13 protein-coding genes are annotated in these 17,562 nt (G+C 44.9%); 7 read left to right on the top strand and 6 right to left on the bottom strand.

Going from position 1 to position 17,562, the window contains the following annotated elements; translation table 11 throughout:
• Positions 1-41 precede the first annotated feature (41 nt).
• Complete coding sequence (locus tag M9196_RS04645; RefSeq protein ID WP_250616369.1) at positions 42-836, top strand: hypothetical protein; 795 nt, start codon at positions 42-44, stop codon at positions 834-836.
• Between the two features lie 130 nt (positions 837-966).
• On the opposite strand, the gene M9196_RS04640 is transcribed toward M9196_RS04645, so the two are convergent.
• Positions 967-1,857 carry a LysR family transcriptional regulator gene (locus M9196_RS04640; RefSeq protein WP_250616368.1) on the bottom strand — a complete coding sequence of 297 codons (891 nt, stop codon included), beginning with the start codon at positions 1,855-1,857 and terminating at the stop codon, positions 967-969.
• A 184-nt stretch (positions 1,858-2,041) separates the two neighbouring features.
• Here M9196_RS04640 and M9196_RS04635 point away from each other — a divergent pair, with 184 nt between their 5' ends.
• Positions 2,042-4,012, top strand: coding sequence for an amidohydrolase (locus tag M9196_RS04635; RefSeq protein ID WP_250616367.1), 1,971 nt, complete (start codon positions 2,042-2,044; stop codon positions 4,010-4,012).
• On the opposite strand, the gene M9196_RS04630 is transcribed toward M9196_RS04635, so the two are convergent.
• The 3 genes from M9196_RS04630 to M9196_RS04620 all read right to left on the bottom strand — a co-directional run bounded on the left by M9196_RS04630 (position 4,009) and on the right by M9196_RS04620 (position 6,515).
• The gene (locus M9196_RS04630; RefSeq protein ID WP_250616366.1) at positions 4,009-4,149 is read right to left on the bottom strand and encodes a hypothetical protein; all 141 of its coding nucleotides are present in this window, start codon (positions 4,147-4,149) and stop codon (positions 4,009-4,011) included. The genes M9196_RS04635 and M9196_RS04630 overlap by 4 nt on opposite strands.
• Before the next feature lie 224 nt (positions 4,150-4,373).
• The gene (locus tag M9196_RS04625; RefSeq protein WP_250616365.1) at positions 4,374-5,684 is read right to left on the bottom strand and encodes a serine hydrolase domain-containing protein; all 1,311 of its coding nucleotides are present in this window, start codon (positions 5,682-5,684) and stop codon (positions 4,374-4,376) included.
• Positions 5,685-5,714: 30 nt separating this feature from the next.
• Positions 5,715-6,515: a hypothetical protein gene (locus M9196_RS04620; protein ID WP_250616364.1), complete on the bottom strand. Its 801-nt coding sequence runs from the start codon at positions 6,513-6,515 to the stop codon at positions 5,715-5,717.
• A gap of 148 nt (positions 6,516-6,663) precedes the next feature.
• Here M9196_RS04620 and M9196_RS04615 point away from each other — a divergent pair, with 148 nt between their 5' ends.
• Positions 6,664-7,563 (top strand): LysR family transcriptional regulator, encoded by a 900-nt coding sequence (locus tag M9196_RS04615; protein WP_250616363.1) that lies wholly within the window; start codon positions 6,664-6,666, stop codon positions 7,561-7,563.
• 146 nt (positions 7,564-7,709) lie between these two features.
• Here M9196_RS04615 and M9196_RS04610 read toward each other — a convergent pair whose 3' ends face one another.
• The gene (locus M9196_RS04610) at positions 7,710-9,731 is read right to left on the bottom strand and encodes an oxidoreductase (protein ID WP_250616362.1); all 2,022 of its coding nucleotides are present in this window, start codon (positions 9,729-9,731) and stop codon (positions 7,710-7,712) included.
• 159 nt (positions 9,732-9,890) lie between these two features.
• Complete coding sequence (locus tag M9196_RS04605; RefSeq protein ID WP_250616361.1) at positions 9,891-10,919, bottom strand: AraC family transcriptional regulator; 1,029 nt, start codon at positions 10,917-10,919, stop codon at positions 9,891-9,893.
• Positions 10,920-11,156: 237 nt separating this feature from the next.
• Here M9196_RS04605 and M9196_RS04600 point away from each other — a divergent pair, with 237 nt between their 5' ends.
• From M9196_RS04600 to M9196_RS04585, 4 genes are all read left to right on the top strand, one after another.
• Positions 11,157-12,464 (top strand): acetyl-CoA hydrolase/transferase family protein, encoded by a 1,308-nt coding sequence (locus M9196_RS04600; RefSeq protein ID WP_250616360.1) that lies wholly within the window; start codon positions 11,157-11,159, stop codon positions 12,462-12,464.
• A 9-nt stretch (positions 12,465-12,473) separates the two neighbouring features.
• Positions 12,474-14,627, top strand: coding sequence for a fatty acid oxidation complex subunit alpha FadB (gene fadB, locus M9196_RS04595; RefSeq protein ID WP_250616359.1), 2,154 nt, complete (start codon positions 12,474-12,476; stop codon positions 14,625-14,627).
• 15 nt (positions 14,628-14,642) lie between these two features.
• Positions 14,643-15,803 carry an acetyl-CoA C-acyltransferase FadA gene (gene fadA / locus M9196_RS04590; RefSeq protein WP_250616358.1) on the top strand — a complete coding sequence of 387 codons (1,161 nt, stop codon included), beginning with the start codon at positions 14,643-14,645 and terminating at the stop codon, positions 15,801-15,803.
• Positions 15,804-16,339: 536 nt separating this feature from the next.
• The gene (locus tag M9196_RS04585; protein ID WP_250616357.1) at positions 16,340-17,281 is read left to right on the top strand and encodes an esterase/lipase family protein; all 942 of its coding nucleotides are present in this window, start codon (positions 16,340-16,342) and stop codon (positions 17,279-17,281) included.
• Positions 17,282-17,562: the final 281 nt, after the last annotated feature.

The raw sequence follows: 17,562 nt of genomic DNA, 5'->3' as shown, positions 1-17,562 counted from the left end.
GGAATCAGAAGAGGTGATGCACCATTACAAGGTAAACCAATATGAATAAAACAATGATTAGCTTAGCACTTTTTACCGCTCTTACTTCGGGCGCTGTATTTGCTGAAGAGAGTGAAGTGATTGACCCATCGGATCTAACTCGCGTGTATACACAAGCGGCATTTTTTGTCACATCGGACGCCGATATTCGAGTGTCTGCGATGTTTACTGGAGCTTGGACAGAAGATATCCAGTTTGCGGGTTTTGTTGAAGGAAACTTCGGTAACAACAGTGCGAAGGAACAAGGCAAAGATAAATTTGGGCTAGATTATCAAAAGAGCCGCGCACAATACTTTCAAGTTCATGCGGTAGATAACAAGTTCATGCCAAGAGTTGGCCTCTCAACGGATCTTATCCACCAAAGTAGTAATGCTGGAGCCATGAAAAATTTGGGTTACCAAGATACCACGCTAGTGTCAGTGGGAGGAATTGGCTTGCTTAATCCAGCTTATACCGCAGGTGCCATGGTGTTTCCAAACGTTGCATACACGACTGGTAAGGTACTTGGTGAGTCGGCGGATGGTTACATGGTAAACCTGTTCGTGACGCAACATATTGGTGACAGCGGCGCATTCGTTCAAGTGTGGCCAGAGTATTTTAATGTTGAAGGTGATACTGTCGAAATGGAATCGAAGTCCTTCAATGTAATGTTTAATGCGCCGATTAAGTCAGACAGAACGCAATGGTTGATGACGAAACTTGAGTACGGCAGCACCGACATCACCACGCCCGATGGTTGGACGATTGATGGTGATGTAGAGCTAAAAGCCGAGATTGGCGTGAAGTGGTTCTTCTAATTTTAATATAGAGGTTCTCGTGACTTAATATAGAGGTTCTCGTGACTTAATTTTGAGGAAACTTGCCCAAGGATGGGCGTTTATCTGACTGTTATTAATCCATACCTCCTAGCGTGACGATGAAGACCGATTAATTCAAATGCTCTTTTGCGTAGGCCCGCAGAACGCTCTGTAACCCTTCTAGCTCATGTGAGCGTTTCATTGAAATCGGATAGTAGAACGAGAGCCCAATTTTAAGCGATGCGACAATTTCCTCAGTTGGTAATTCTACTAACTGACCCGTTTTGACTAGCGGTGCCACTAATGCACGGCTGCTGAATGCCCATCCGTCATGCTGAAGAAGAGCAAGAAGGACATCGTTGTTGCTGACGATATGTTGATCGATAGAAACGGAGAACACTTCGGCCAAAGAGTGGATGTGGTTCTCACTGACATACTGTTTGGCTAGCTCTAAATCACCGATACCAAGAGGCTTTACCTTGGTTAAGGGGTGGTTTGGATTACAGAATACCGCGAGTTCGTTGGACCCAAGGTGTATATATTCATAGTTCTGTTCGGTCTTGTTATGCAGTCTATATTGCATGAGAGCGAGTGCGTTCGGTTTAGAAGAGACTTCATGGAGAATGTCTTGTCTGTTTCTATGGAGCCAATTTACTTTGATGAGAGGGAAAGCTCTCTTTATATAGTGATCGACATGAACAATAAGCGAATTAGGTACGAGAATATCGTGGTAGATATCAAATGAAGTGAATTCCGTTTTGTAGTTATCCATCATTCTAGAGTTGAGGCGTTCAGTGTTATGCACCAGCAACTTCGCATGTCGATAGATTGCATCCCCTTCTTTCGATGGCACCGCTTTCTTACCCTGAATATCAAACAGCGTCAGAGCATAGCTGTCTTCGAGGGCTTTAACTTGTTCACGAACCGTGGTGCGATCTTTCCCTAACTTTTTGGCCGCTTGACTGTAACTGCCTTCCTCTAGAGTAGCGCAGAAGGCGGCGAGATGTTCATACGAAAACATAGATTCCCTTAAATGATGGGTTTTGCCCATCTTGTTGAGTTACTTGGAACGAATATATAGTGATATTGTTCATTCATCGATACCAAGGATGGGTTTATTAGAGCCGGATCACGCGAGTCGTCTGTCACTGCATTCGGGTAAAAGCTATGGACCAGAAACCTTAATAATATTATTGGTGAATTCTATGTATTCTCATTTTAAATTGTCTTTAGTCGCGTCAAGCATGGCACTGATTATGGGCTGTTCTCCTTCTCCTTCTCCTTCTCCTTCAGATGTCGAAAAACCCGTGACTGACTTAGCTTCTGATGGCCCCGTGACGCTGTTTGCAACGGGTGAACTGATCACGATGTCAGAGCATACTCTTGAGGGAGCCAATGCTGTTGTTGTTCAAGACGGAAAGATAGTAGAAGTCGGGCATAAAGTAACATTGAAAGCTAAGTATTCTGAATTAGAAGGCTTCAGCATCAATCGCGATTATGCCGATAAAGTGGTCACGCCGGGCTTTGTGGAGCCACACATCCACCTTTGGATGAGCGCGATGTTTTTAGGAATGGACTTCATTACACCTGCCGATTGGAATTTCCCTTGGGAGGAGAGAAAAGGCGTGATTGGTAGTGAAGGTTACAAGGCAAGGCTAAATCAACTGCACGCAGAAAAGCCTGAAGGGGAGCCAATTATTACTTGGGGCTACCACCATTATTTCCACGGTAGCGACATGAGCCGTGAAGTATTAAATAATATTTCAAAAGAGCGTCCTATTCTTGTGTGGCATCGCAGCGCACATGAGTTTTTCGTCAACGATGCCGCTATGGAAATGTTAGGTTGGAACCAGTCAGATTGGCAGGTTGAAGGCCCAGCGTCGGAACAACTTAACTGGGAAAGAGGGCATGCTTTTGAGAATGGTATGAAAATGCTTGCTCCAAGCGTGATGCAGTACCTTATCGAATCGGGCCGTTTTGCGACGGGTATGGAAAGAACGCGCGATTATGTCCATTCTGGCGGTATTACCACGGCGGTTGACCCAGGTGTAATCGCAACGCCTGCATTGTATCAGCAAATGGTTAATATCTTGCTGGATGATAATTTCCCGATGGATTATTGGTTGATTCCGGCTGGAAATGTCTCATATGCGATGGCTGGCTACGATTCAGAGAAAGGCAAGTTGATGGCCGAAGCACAAACTGAAATCATGGCAGGCGAAGCGCAAATCCAATGGCTACCTAAGTTTGTGAAATTGTTCTCTGACGGTGCTATGTACAGTCAGCTCATGATGATGAAAGACGGCTATATCGACGGTCATGAAGGCGAATGGCTGCAAACGCCGGAACAACTCGAAGACAGCATGCGACCATACTGGGAAGACGATTATACGATCATTGTTCATGCGAATGGCGATTTAGGATTTGAAACTGCCATTGAAATCGTTGAGAAAATGCAGAAAGAGAAGTCACGTGACGATCACCGCATGGGTTTCCACCACTTAGGAATGACGGACAAAGACGATATTCCTCGCGCTGTGGAGTTAGGTGCCAACTTCAGTGTGAATCCGTATTACACGCACATTCTTTCTGAGCTATACAGTGAGGAAGGGCTGGGTGAAGAGCGAGCTTCGGTGATGTCTCGTGGTCGTTCATTCATCGATGCTGGTGGGCATTTATCCCTGCATTCTGATGCGCCAATGGCTCCAGCTCAACCGTTGTCACTCGTGTGGGCAGCCGTTAACCGCATTGGGTTATCTGGTGATACCGTGATGGGGCCAGAAGAGCGCATTACTGTTGACGAAGCGATGAAAGCCATCACTATTGATGCGGCATACACCGCTCGTCTAGAAGACAACATTGGCAGCATCGAACCAGGAAAATACGCAGACTTTACTGTACTAGAGGCGAATCCATATAAAGTTGCGCCAGAAACCATTAATCAGATTGATGTACATGCGACGGTTTATCGCGGCGTACCGGCCGAAATTTCGGTAGGCAATGCGGGTATTAAGAGTAGCAAACGTAACTTGCTGGTACTGAATCAACTCAATCAATATGAAGGGCATAGCCACCAAGGGCGAAACAGCTTTGGGCATAATCATGCACATGGAACAGACATCTGTGAGAGCAGTTTGTACTTCCAGCGAGTACTGGCCGATGCTTGGCAGCGTTAATATTGACGGGGTTCTTCAATCCCATCAATAAATACTCGACCTGGCAAGGTCACTGAAAAGGGTGAAGTGATGAGCTGCATTTCTACTTGAGTGACAGTAAATTGAGAAGAAACGGTACTCGTGTTGGACGCGTCCATCACTTTACGTACCTAATAGCGACACTGACTTTGGTCGGGTAGATTGAGTATTGTACGAGTGATGGAATGCAGGGGGACTGATGGATGTCACTTGGTGGTGAAAGGTGAAAGGTGAATCGTGCGAGTGTGATTAGGTCAAGCATGTTGTCTAGTCAACATTCTAACAGGCATTACTATACAACAAAGGCTCGAACATCGAGCCTTTGTTGTATTCTAGAGGTAACTTATTGTTTGTAACTATCCGCGATAGCTTCAAACGCCGCTAACCGAGGACGGTTGGTGGTCCTTGCTGCATTTGATGCGGTTTCTGCAGAAGAAAAGGTCGCTATAACAAGATTCTTTTCTTGGTTAATGTAAAGATGTTGGCCAAATATTCCACGAAATGTTGCGATTCCTTTTTCACTGTCGTGAACCCAAAGGTAGTTTTTATAACCCTCAAGCCACTCATCATATACAGTTGAATTTTTGTCCTTATAAACACTACGATTCATGTGTTGCTTTTCGTCATCGCTTAGATTGAAGCTATCTTTTATCCATGCCTCAGAGAATATTTGTTCACCGTTGTACTGACCGTTGTTGGCAATGACCATTCCTACCCTGGCGAAGTCTCTTAAGGTGGTCGTGAAGCCTCCTGTTGCAACTGGAGTGAATGTCATATCGGTCATAAAGGCGGCGTCGTGTTCAGCTCCTAGCTTGTACCATATATTCTCAGCAATAAAATCTTGCAGAGATTGGCCTGATACTCGCGCAATTAGCCAACCAGCAACATCAACATTGGGGGAGTGGTACTCATACTTATGGTTGACGGTGAGGTCTGGGTTTTGATTGAAATGCGGTGCAAATTCTAGAATCCCACGAGGTGTCGCGTCTTTTGTTGGGTCGATAGCCATTAAATCAAAAGCAGGAACTAAATTTAGTCGACGGAAATATTCATAATGAACGGTTCCTGGAGTGATATTGGCGTAATCTTCACTGTAATTAAGCGCAGACGTCATATTGAGAACTGTTCTTACGGTTTGCTTACCAAAGTGGCTTCCTTTTAGCTCTTCAATATAGCTCTCTACAGTCTTGTCGGTATCTATCTTGCCTTGTTCTACAAGGAGGCCAATAGCCTGGCCAATTAGTGACTTTGTGCTTGATGCCCACATGTGGTGGTCTTTGGCGCCAAAAGTACCAAAGTATTCTTCGTGAATAATGTGACCATCTTTAATGATTACATACCCATCGGTACGGTCATTAACCATCGCTTCTTCAACCGTATAGTGTGTTCCTGCGTATTCAAACTCCATGTTGGCAATACTTGGGTTGAGTTTTTCAGGTAGGACTGAGACATGACCATCTCGAGCAACCATTACGCTTGGGTGGATACCCATATTTTGGAAAGCCCAGTGATTATAGTCAGGGTGTGTCCAGTTACTTAGTGTCACCTGATAGTCTGCCTCTACGGGGACTTCATACATCGCTTGTGCGTTTTCATTTGCAAGAGCCGAAAAAGAGACGGCTGAAATAACTGCTGAAAGTATTGTTATCTTCATAAAAACCCTTAATTGAATATAGATACGTTATTAGAGAAAAAATTTCAAACCAATTTCTAAATTGAGTTCATTATTGCCTTTAATTTCTTGGCCACCAGGTAGAGTATATTCAGCACTGCCGTACTCTATTTTGCCTAATAACCATTGCGTTCGATCACTTTTAATAGGTGAATTTAAAAGTATATTTGTTGTATAAGATTGCATTTTGACTACATCGCCAGAGGTGTTTATGTATTCTGGCCAGAACTGAATGAATGCACCTGAATCATTAATTTCTTTAGTGATAAAAAGGTTAAGCATATATCCATCAGCTGACTCTCCAAATACTTTTCCGGTGGTGTAAGCCATATTAGGGAAAGCCATAAACCCGGGTGTAAATGCAGGGTTTATGAGTCCGATTGCGCCAGCGGATAGTAACAGTGTGTCGTCAAGGCCGCTGTTTTGCAGTGTGCCAGCATCGCTAGATAAATGTATAACATCAGTAGAGGACCCAACTCGTGGGAACAAAGAACTTTCTGTTGCGTGTACTTGGAAGTACTGAGCTCGGCCACGTTGATAGTTGAATCCTAATTTGTGCTCTCCATCAAGATTGGCTTCATTATTACCAAAAGTACCTTCTATAAAACCTGCGAACTGAATGTTTTCACTCCAGGCCCCTGTCATCATGGCTGTGGTTCGTATATCAGCATCAGAATTGATGAAAGCGGCGACTTGGGTGTAAACCCGTGTTAGGTCCGCAGGGTTAATGACTTCTTCCGTATCAGCCACAACCCATGAGGGTGCAGAGGCCAAAGTTAGTAGCGTTGCGACGGCGGTAAGTTTATATGTCATATGGATTAATACTTGTTCTAAATCATGAGTTTTATGTGATTCTGATGACGGGTCATCATTCGTTTGATTAATAATATGTTTGAAAATAGGAACAAGCGAATACATAATGGATGGGTAATACGTACACAATCAATTGGAAATCCGATAAATGATTACACTAGAGCAACTAATGTGTTTTAAAGCGGTTTACGAACTCAACAGTTACAGTAGAGCGGCTCGTGCAACGGGCAAAACAAGAGCTACAGTTCGGGAGCGTGTTAAAGCTCTAGAAGATAACCTAGGTTTCGACTTGTTTGAGGTAAATGGCAAGGCATTGATACCGACACACCAAGCGAACTATTTATTCCCGAGAGCCGATAATCTAACGAGGCAATCAAAAGAGTTCTTTAGCGTCGCGTTGTCGACCTTTTCAGCCAGTATTAGCACAATCAATTTGCACCACGATGACTTAGTACCACTATGCTTATTATCAGATATCGATGACGCGATAGCGGATGAGTTCCCTGACATTTCGATTAATTGGTTACAAAGGGATCGGCAATCAAGTTTTTCTGAGATAGAAAGCGGGGGAGCATTATTTACAATCATGCCAACCATAGGGAAAATATACCCAAGCACCAAGGTTGGTATGATAAATTTAGGAACTTATCAATATGCACCTTATACGTCTGTTGATTCCAATATCTCACATAATATGATTAGCCTTAATGAGTTAACCACAGAAGACTTTTTGGTTACTGAAAATGCAATGCTAAATGAAATGAGGTATGCAAAAATCAGTAACCGAACACACCTTGTTTCTAATAATGATCTACTCATGAAGAAAATACAGAAAAAAGGATGGACATTATTAAGTATTGCTAATGCTGAAGAGTATGTTTGTTCAGGTAAATTAAGAAAAATAAACGTTAAAGAGTCGCTTGGTAATTTAAGACAAGAAATAGCTTTATTTTATGGGTTACATTCAGAGATGAATAAATCTAAAACACGTATTATAGAGATTGCAACAGACTGTGCTGCCAAGTTTACCCAAAGTAATTTTTCTTAAGTCACTGATTTAAATTTGGTCATCACTAACCGCACTGCCTAGCCTTAAGACCATAAGACTTAAAGCTAGACAGTCGCATGAAAATTAAGCTATTTCTCTGCTAAATGCATTAAGCTAGTATGACCAGCTTAAAGGGTACAACCAGCTTAAAGGGTACGACCCACTTCAAAACCATCCCAGATCGCCGCCATGATCGTTCTTGCTTTTTGGCTGTCTCCAATATTGAACACTTCATCAACGTCTAGTTGATTGGCCAGTTCTTCATGTAGATGATCTTCAGCTTTGTAGCCAAGCGCTAGGACGACGTGGTCAGCAAGCATTTCGACACTGCTGCTTTCAATGTCTAGGCAAACACCTGTATCGGTGATTTGTTCTAATCGGGTTGAAGTAAGAACGTTCACTTGTTCTTTGGCTAGAAGCTCTTTCAACATCTGGTAGTTAGCAAAACAGGTGCCGTGAGGGCCGCCAATGATATCGTCTGATGCTTCAACTAATGTGACCGCTTTACCTTGTTGAGCCATCCATAGAGCGGCTTCTGCGCCCACTAAACCCGCACCAATTACACAGACTTTGTCGCCTGTAATTAGCTCAGGGTTCATCAACATCTTTTCGGCGACCAAAACGTGTGGCTTATCTTTTCCTTCCAACCAGTTTGGTTGAGTCGGGCGAGAACCGGTGGCGAAAATAACGCTGTCTGGCTTTTCGCTTTCAATTGATGCTTTGTCTGCCGCTGTGTTGAGTTTTACGTCGACCTTGTGTCGAGTCATTTCACCGCTGAACCACTCAATCAAGGTTTTATCATCATGCTTGAATGGAGGTTGGCTACCCGGGATGACATTACCACCCAGTTCGCTACCTTTTTCGAAAAGGACTACGTCATGTCCGCGCTCAGAAGCAATTCTAGCGGCTTCCATTCCTGCGACACCACCACCGACAACCACGACCTTTTTGGTTTTGTGTGTCGGTAGTAATCTGAACTCTTCCTCTCGTCCACAGCTTGGGTTAACCGCGCAAGATAGATTACCCACTTCAGCCATACGACCGAGGCAACCAAGGTGACAAGATAAGCAAGGACGAACTTCTTCGAAACGACCTCGGCGGATCTTATTGACCGCATCAGGATCGGCGAGCAGGGGCCTACCCAGTGACACACCATCACAAATACCATTTTGAACAGCATGCGAAGCGAGATCTGGGTTCTCCATACGGCCAGCCATTAGTACGGGAATATCGACTACTTCTGAAACGGCTTTGCAGTAAGGCTTGTACATGCCCGGTTGGAAATAGTTTGGCGGGTGATTCCAGTACCATGAATCATAGGTGCCGGCATCCACGTTCAGAGCATCGAACCCTGCGCTTTGCAAATATTCAGCCGCTTTGAGGCCTTCTTCCATATCTCGACCCACTTCTTCAGCGCGCTCGCCTGGAAGAATGCCTTGGCCGAAACCTTTCATGTTGCCTTTAACGGAGTAGCGTAGTGATACCGGGAAGTCTTTGCCACAAACCGCTTTGATACCTTCAACAATCTCTACCGCAAAGCGATAACGATTTTCAAAGCTGCCACCGTATTGGTCTGTGCGTTGGTTGAAAAACTCCATCGTGAATTGGTCAAGTAAGTAGCCTTCATGAACGGCGTGTATTTCTACGCCATCAAAACCTGCTTTTTGGGCAATAGCAGCCGACTCAACAAACTTAGAGATGAAGTATTTTACTTCTTCAGTGGTCAGTTCGCGGTGGGTGATTGAAGGATCGAAGCGGTTCGGCGCTTCAGAAGGCGCAATGGATTTATCTTCAGGAGTGAAGCCGGGAATGCAAGAACGTCCCCAACCCGCGGTTAGCTGTGCAAATATCTTAGTACCGTAAGTATGAACTCGTTCGGTCATCTCTTTTGCGCTGCGGATATAAGCCGTTGGATGGTTGGTGGGGCATGGAAGGGAAGGCATAGGGAACTGTTCAAGTTCATTTTCTACCATTTGCACACCGGTAATGATCAGGCCAACACCACCACGTGCGCGCGCCACGTAATACTCAACGCCACGGCTGTTATACGCGCCGTCACCATCGACACAACCTAAGGTGCCCATCGGGGCCATAGAGTAACGATTCTTTAGTTTTAACGAGCCGATATTCATCGGTTCAAAAAGCACGTTATGCTCTTTTTTTAACATAATCTAATCTAATCTCCAATAATTGAATGCATTGGGTGTTAACCAAAGCAAGTACTGGTGATATTAAAGCAAGGGATGAACGTGCTAACTTTGCACTTTAGGACAAAAGTTTTGCCGAATATGCCATCGAAAGTAACGTTGATTTAGATCAGTCTTTAGCTAGGTGATATTCTGACTTCGCCTTAATTTTATAGGACTTAGCCCCGTCCATCTTTTAAAAGCACGTGAGAAAGTGCTCAAATCAGCAAAGCCGAGTTGGTAGGCAATCTCGGTCATGTTGATATGTTGATCTTCTAACAGGTGCAGTGCTTTTTCTAACTTGTATTTTTCGACTACGCCTCGATAGTTCGTGTTGAGCTCAGCAAGCCTTCTATTCAACGTTCGGATGTTCATATTGAGCGATTGAGCAAGGCTCTCACCCGAAACATTCTCCAAGTTATTCGCTTGATTGAGCGCATTGTAGATCTGGAGAATCAGGTCGCCTTTCTTTAAGGACTCCGCGTCTTTTCTCAGGAGATTCAGTGCCGAAAAATAGATCCCCTCATCGTAATTATCTAAAGGTTTATGCAGATGCTTTTTATCGATAGCGATCTTTCTTATAGGGTGTCCGGCGGTAATTTTTGCTCCAGTTAACTGCTCAAGTTGTTCTGTGCGATCGGGAGAGAATTTATGCTCAATCAGTTTGACGCTCACATCGATGTCTTCGCTGAGAATCACATGCTTGATGATAAAAATGAGTGTGGCGATCAGCATTGTTACGCCAAGGTAGGTGACATGGCTTTCTTGGCTGAAAGGCTCGCTGTTGAGTACCCACAACTCTGCGCTACCTTGTTTATTTTCTCTATATTGAAGTCGGATAGGTGACGCAATAATGAACGAGAATTCAGCCGCGGTTTTTAGCATCGCCTCTAGGTTTGGAGCGGTCCATAGTGCTAAAGAGTAACTGCCAAAGGTTAAGGGAGTAACGTGCTTCGCGGCTCTTACGGGGATCAGCTCATCATCGGTATATTCACACAGTTTTACTAACTCTTCTCGAAGGTCATGAAAATGCAATCGACCATCTGAATTCTTACGCTTCGGCGGGAAAAAATGGCTCTCCACTTGATGCTCTTTTGCTGTTAAAGCGAGCAAGGCTTGCCAACCTGCGTGAACCGAAAGGGAGTTATGAAAGCGTTGTTCCAATGTCATTATATGACCTTATAAAGCTGAGATGTGATCAAAAACACAAAGTGATTAATTGTCCAGAATAGTGAATTTCTTGTCCTAAAATGCAAAGTTAAAGCCTGGGGAAATTGTATTCTGAATACCGTGAAAAGGATATTTACCTATACCCAGCGTTCATGCATAACATACAAGTTTTGGTTTTAATGGAAAAGAAATTTTCAAAATTTAGCCTGTTATGCAAAGTATAATGAGAACTACATAATGAATAATTGGCAAGAGATCCATAGCGAAAAACTATTCTCGTTAGAGTCTGCGGTAGGCAAACTCGCATCAGGTGACAAAATCTGGGCAGGTGGCTTACTGTCCATTCCAGTTGTTTTTCTAAAGGAGTTGGATAAACACCTCGACCTATTCAGTGATTGTGAAATCTACACGGGTTTGATGACGACTCCTTTCGAATTTTTGAAGCCTCAGTATCGAGAAAACTTCAAACATATCAGTCTCTTCATGGGGACAATAGAAAGAAAGCTGCAAAGCACCGGCAACGTAGAGGTGACGAACTTTCATTTCTCTAATTTTGAAAATATTTTTGAAAAACTGCAGCCAAATACGGTTGTTGTTGAAGTGACACCACCGAATGAAGACGGTTTTGTGAGCTTAGGTGCGTGCGGCGGCGTAGCAACGAAGGTGGCGCTGAAACATGCTTCTAAAGTGATTTTTGTTGTTAATGAACAGCAACCTTTTATCGGCAATGAAGACAATATCGTGCATGTCGATCGTGCGGACGCATTAGTCGAAGGCCATCATAGTATCGCGTCACCTAAAGCTGGCCAGCCTTCGGAGCTTGAGACCGAAATTGCAAAACACGTTAGCCCATACATCAAAGATGGAATGACGGTACAAATTGGTATTGGAACTATTTCCAATGCGATGGGCATGGCGCTTCGTGACCGTAAAGATTTAGGTGTTCATACAGAGATGTTTACGGAATCTCTCATGGAGATGTGTAAAGCCGGTGCGGTGTCTGGCACTAAAAAGAATCACATGCCAAACAAGATCGTCGCGGCATTCGCGGCAGGCCCGCAAGAGGTCATGGACTTTCTGCACAACAATCCAGACATTGAGATGGGTTCAATGAGCGAAGTCGTTAACCCGTATGAAGTCGCGAAGAACGATAATTTTGTCTCCATTAATACGTGTTTGATGATTGACCTTGTGGGTCAAGTTGCTTCTGAAGGGGCGGGTTTTAGCCAAATTTCAGGTTCAGGTGGTCAATTAGATTTCGTACGAGCAGCAAACATGGCGAAAAACGGCGTCAGCATCTTAGCCTTGGCAGCAACGCGTGAAGGTAAAGATGGTTTAGAGTCGAATATTCGTTTGTCATTACCAGTAGGCACGCCGATTACCACGCCTCGTAACGATGTACATATTGTGGCGACGGAATACGGCTCAGTGAATCTGCGTGGCATGACGGTCTCTGAACGCGTTCATGCGTTAGCGAATATCGCGCACCCAGATTTTCGTGAGTCGTTACTGGCTGAAGCAAAACAACATGGCTTAGTGAAGTAGGAGGTAATTATGTTTACAGGACAATTTTTTAAACTCGCATTTATCGAAGATTCTAATCGTATCGTTGAATTGGTTTTCAACGCAGAATCTGATTCGGTTAACACACTCACTAAGTCGGCATTAATTGAACTTGAAAACTGTGTCGAGCAACTTGAAAGCAGTGATGCTGCCGGTCTGATCATCCGTTCAGGCAAAGCGTTATTTAGCGCGGGCGCGGATGTAAAAGCCTTTCGCTCTCTGTTTAGTGACGGTGATGCGGCCATTACCGATTATTTATCATGGGCGCACTCCATTTATAACCGAATCGAAGATCTTAACCTTCCTAAAGTCGCGATCGTTAATGGTGTCGCGGCTGGTGGTGGCGTCGAGCTTTCACTGCTTGCGGATTATCGTCTTGCGACGACTGATCTAAAAATGAGCCTGCCTGAAGTTAAGCTTGGCATTATGCCAGCATGGGGTGGGGTGACTCGATTACCGCGCATCACAGGTGTGGATACGGCACTGCAATGGCTAACAACGGGTAAAACCTTTAAGGCAAAGCAAGCGTTAGAACATCATGTTGTTGATGGTGTGATCGATGCGAGTAAGACAAACCCAATCGAAAGTGCGTTAACCATGCTTGAATCGTGCATCTCTGGTGACTTTGATTGGCAGCAGCGTTATGAAGAAAAACAAGCGCCACTGACTCTGAATGACGCGGAACTGGCGATGTCGATTAATGTAGCTAAAGGCATGGTCGCGAAAGTCGCAGGTCCACATTACCCTGCACCAGGCATTATTCTGAACACGATTTCTCAAAGCGCTCGTTGTTCTCGCGATGAAGCCTTAAAGCTTGAGCAGGCGGGAATCATCAAATGTGTCGCAAGCGGTGTAGCAGACGCTTTGGTGAATGTTTTCCTGAGCGACATGGCAGTAAAAGCGACGGCAAAGAAACACGCTAAAGGCGGCAAGAAAACCGAAGAAGTGGGGGTGGTCGGCGCGGGCATCATGGGCGGTGGTATCGCTTATGTTACCGCGGATAAAAAGCTGGATGTGGTGCTCAAAGACATCAACAAACAGGGTTTAGCGTTAGGGCTAAATGAAGCCAATCAACTGCTTTCTAAACAAGTCACTCGCGGTCGTAAGAGCCCAGAGGCGATGGGTGAAGTGCTCAACCGTATCGTACCGACTTTGCACAATGCAGCGTTAGACAGCTGTGATTTGGTGATTGAAGCGGTCGTTGAGAATCCAATCGTTAAAGAAAAGGTGTTAGCTGAGCTTGAGCAGGTTGCGCCAAATGCAATGATTGCCTCCAATACCTCTACTTTGATGATCAGTGGCTTAGCGCACTCATTAAAGAACCCAGAGAACTTCTGTGGCATTCACTTCTTTAACCCGGTGCATCGCATGCCGTTGGTTGAAGTGATTAAAGGTGAGCAAACATCACCGGAAACCATTGCCACCGCAGTTAACTATGTTCTGGCACTTGGCAAGACGCCTATCGTGGTGAACGACTGTGCTGGCTTCTTGGTTAATCGCTGCCTAACGCCTTACTTCTTGGCTTTCAACCAACTGTTGGTTGCGGGCGGTGATATTGCTCAAATCGACAAAGTGATGAGCAAAGGGTTTGGTTGGCCAATGGGGCCTGCGCATCTGCTTGATGTAATTGGATTAGATACCGCCGATCACTGCATTGATGTGATGAGCGAAGCGTTCCCAACCCGTTTAGCTAAGCCTGAAGCGAATCTGATCGCGGAATCTGTGGCGAAAGGACGTTTAGGACAAAAAACAAAAGAGGGTTTCTATCTGTATAAAGCGGATCGCAAAGGCCGCTTACAGCCAGAAAACCATTTTGAAACCACTGCGCTTATTGAACGCCTTTGTGATGCGCCAATCTCAATGGAGCCTCAAGACATCACAATGCGAATGATGTTACCGATGCTGTATGAAGCGATTCGCTGTTTAGATGACGGCATTATTTCATCAGCAGCCGAGGGTGATATTGCGTTTATCTACGGCACTGGATTCCCGGCATTCCGTGGCGGAATCTTCTACTACATGGATAGCATGGGTCTAGATAAGTTGCTAGAGATTGCCCAACAATATGAAGACTTAGGTTCTTTATATGCTATCCCTCAAGGTCTTCGTGACCGTGTTGAACTCAACCGTAATTTTTACGCGTAATCTGGAGCAAGAAATATGAAAAACGTAGTGATTGTAGATGCGATTCGAACTCCAATGGGGCGTTCAAAAAATGGTGTATTTCGACATGTTCGAGCCGATGATCTTTCGTCTCACTTAATGAGCGCCATGCTAAAGCGTCAGCCAAAGGTTGAATCCACTTTGATTGATGATGTGATCTGGGGTTGTGTGCAGCAAACAGAAGAGCAGGGCGTCAACCTTGCGAAGGTCGCAGCACTTCAAGCTGGGTTGTCTGAAGAAGTACCAGCAACAACAGTGAACCGTTTGTGTGGATCTTCAATGGACGCTTTGCACATGGCGACGCGTTCGATAAAAGCGGGTGATGCCGATGTTGTTCTCGTTGGTGGTGTTGAGCATATGGGTCATATCCCGATGACAAAAGGCATCAACCTAAACCCATACAACCGCAATATGGCACAAGCTTCTGCGATGATGGGGTTAACGGCGGAAGCGCTTGGGCAACTGCATAACGTGTCGCGTGAAGAGCAAGATGAATTGGGTGCTCGTTCACACCGACTCGCACACGAAGCGACACTGGAAGGTCGTTTTGATAACGAGATTGTCCCAACCATGGGTCATGACGAAAGCGGTGCACCAATCTTGGTTAAGCATGATGAGGTGATTCGCCCGGAAACGACGGTTGAATCTTTATCTAAGCTTCGACCTGCGTTTGACCCACGAGGAACCGTAACGGCGGGTACGTCTTCGGCTTTGTCTGATGGCGCATCTTGTTTGCTGGTGATGAGTGAAGATAAAGCTATCGAGCTTGGCATCAAACCGAGATCTAGGGTTATCTCGTCAGCCTCTGCGGGAGTACCAGCCGCGCTTATGGGTTATGGACCCGTACCGGCAACCAAAAAAGCGTTAGCAAAAACAGATCTCACGATCGCAGATATCGATTTTGCAGAAGTGAATGAAGCCTTTGCTGCGCAAGCTATCCCATGTTTAAAAGACTTAGGCTTATGGGAGCAGCGTGAAGATAAGGTGAACCTGCATGGTGGTGCGATTTCACTGGGTCATCCTTTAGGATGTTCGGGGGCTCGCATTGTCGGTAGCCTTATCAATATTATGGAACAGCGTGGTGGTCGATACGGGCTAGCAACCATGTGTATTGGTATGGGGCAAGGTATTGCGACGATCATCGAAAGAGTAGAGTAAACAATATATCGCTTTGAACACAACGCGTCATCGAAGCGAGCACGTTCAAAATTAAGGTAACGATTCAGCCTTCAACACGCGTTGAGGGCTTTTTTATGCGTTGCACTTTTTCTTACCATCAATGACTGCTGCTGATATCTGCTAGTTAAGCGGAACTCTAGGTGTTAGAACCCACTTGGTTGGATACGCAGGGGATTTTGCTATCATTTGCCTTTCAAGGGGCGTATTAGGGAATGATACCAAACCGTTGTTCGCTTTTATTTGAAGAGAGAGTTTTAATAGTCGAAGAGAAAAGGCACGTTACAGCTATCGAAATTCTTAGGCTTAACTCATAACAAGTACAAAGGAATGACGCACTAAACTAAGCCAATCCAACGCTTTAGTGGTCTTGAGTAACCGGTGCGAACTTATCAACAAGCATGCTACAATCCTCGGGAGTCCTGTTATTAAACGGATGAATCCAAAGCGACGGAGTGGACTAAGCCGGTGACTAAGTTTACCGTGCTGCTACACTAAATAACCCAAGGAGTGGGAGCATGGAAAAGTGGTGTTGTTGGGCGACTTGCACTGCAATAGCGGTTGGCACAATTTCAAGTGTTCAAGCGGAGATGGTTGATCTATCACAGTTATTTCCCGATAAAACCGTACGCTCGTGCGAAAGCTCAAACAAGCCTCTACAACTGAATCAAAATGAACCTCTGGTGTTGATTGTTCATGGCTGCTTTGCGTCTGAAGGGCAATTTAGGGCACTGTCGGAAGTCTACGCCGAATTAGGTCAACAGACGGCGTGTTTTGAATATGACGATAGGGATCGGTTGGATGACGTTTCTGGTGATTTGATTGATGCTATTAATACGCTGAGTCCAGCATTAGGCGAACAACAACTTACCGTTTTAGGGCATAGCCAAGGGGGACTGATCTCTCGACGCGCTGTTACTCGTCATCGTACAGATGGTAAAGGTATTACCCATCAGCCCTTAGAAATCGCAACCATATCGACGCCATTTAAAGGTATAGAAGCTGCGTCACATTGCGGAATTAATTGGTTGAGAGTCGCCTCTCTTGGCGTTGTAGATGCTATTTGTTACGCAGTGACTGGCGCTAAATATCTCGATATCCCACCACAGGCTGACTTTATTGAAACGCCCGGAGAGTTGATATCGCAACTCGAGCGTCACCTTATTATCAAAACTGATGAGCTAAATACATGCCGAACTCAAAATGCCGATGGACAGTGTATTCAAGACGACTATGTGTTCTCACTCGTCGAGCAAACTAAATATAAAGTGGACAGTTCTGAGCAAAGCCAGCCAATAACCGTGCACGCCGGACATGCCGAAATTGTTGGCAACGAGACCGTCACGCCTTGGAAACTTATCGAAGTGCTACAAAGGTATGGCTTGATGGCCAAACCAACCCCCTCAGAAGTAGAAACCTTTACCACGTCGGTGAATCAAATTTATCAGCGGTTCATTTAGCCGGCTGTCGTACTACCGTAAATACCTTTCAGACAATTGATGCGTGTCGAGCAGACTCGAGAGGTATTTGTGCTTTCTTACGAGAATCGTAAATGAGTGAAGAGAATGTTAATGGATGACATTGCTAAGTGAGATGTGGCGATAACTAAGTGACATGTGGCGATAACTAACTGACAGGTGGTGATCATTATTGTTGCTGGCTTAAAGGATTTAAGTCAACGCACCGTTCGGTCATAAAAAATAAAGCCTGATTAAATCAGGCTTTATTTTATGGCTTGGTA

Origin of the sequence: Vibrio methylphosphonaticus (assembly GCF_023634655.1) — a bacterium.
Lineage (GTDB): Bacteria > Pseudomonadota > Gammaproteobacteria > Enterobacterales > Vibrionaceae > Vibrio > Vibrio methylphosphonaticus.
Note: the sequence above shows the minus strand (reverse complement) of the source record. Positions and strands in the feature narration are given on the sequence as shown.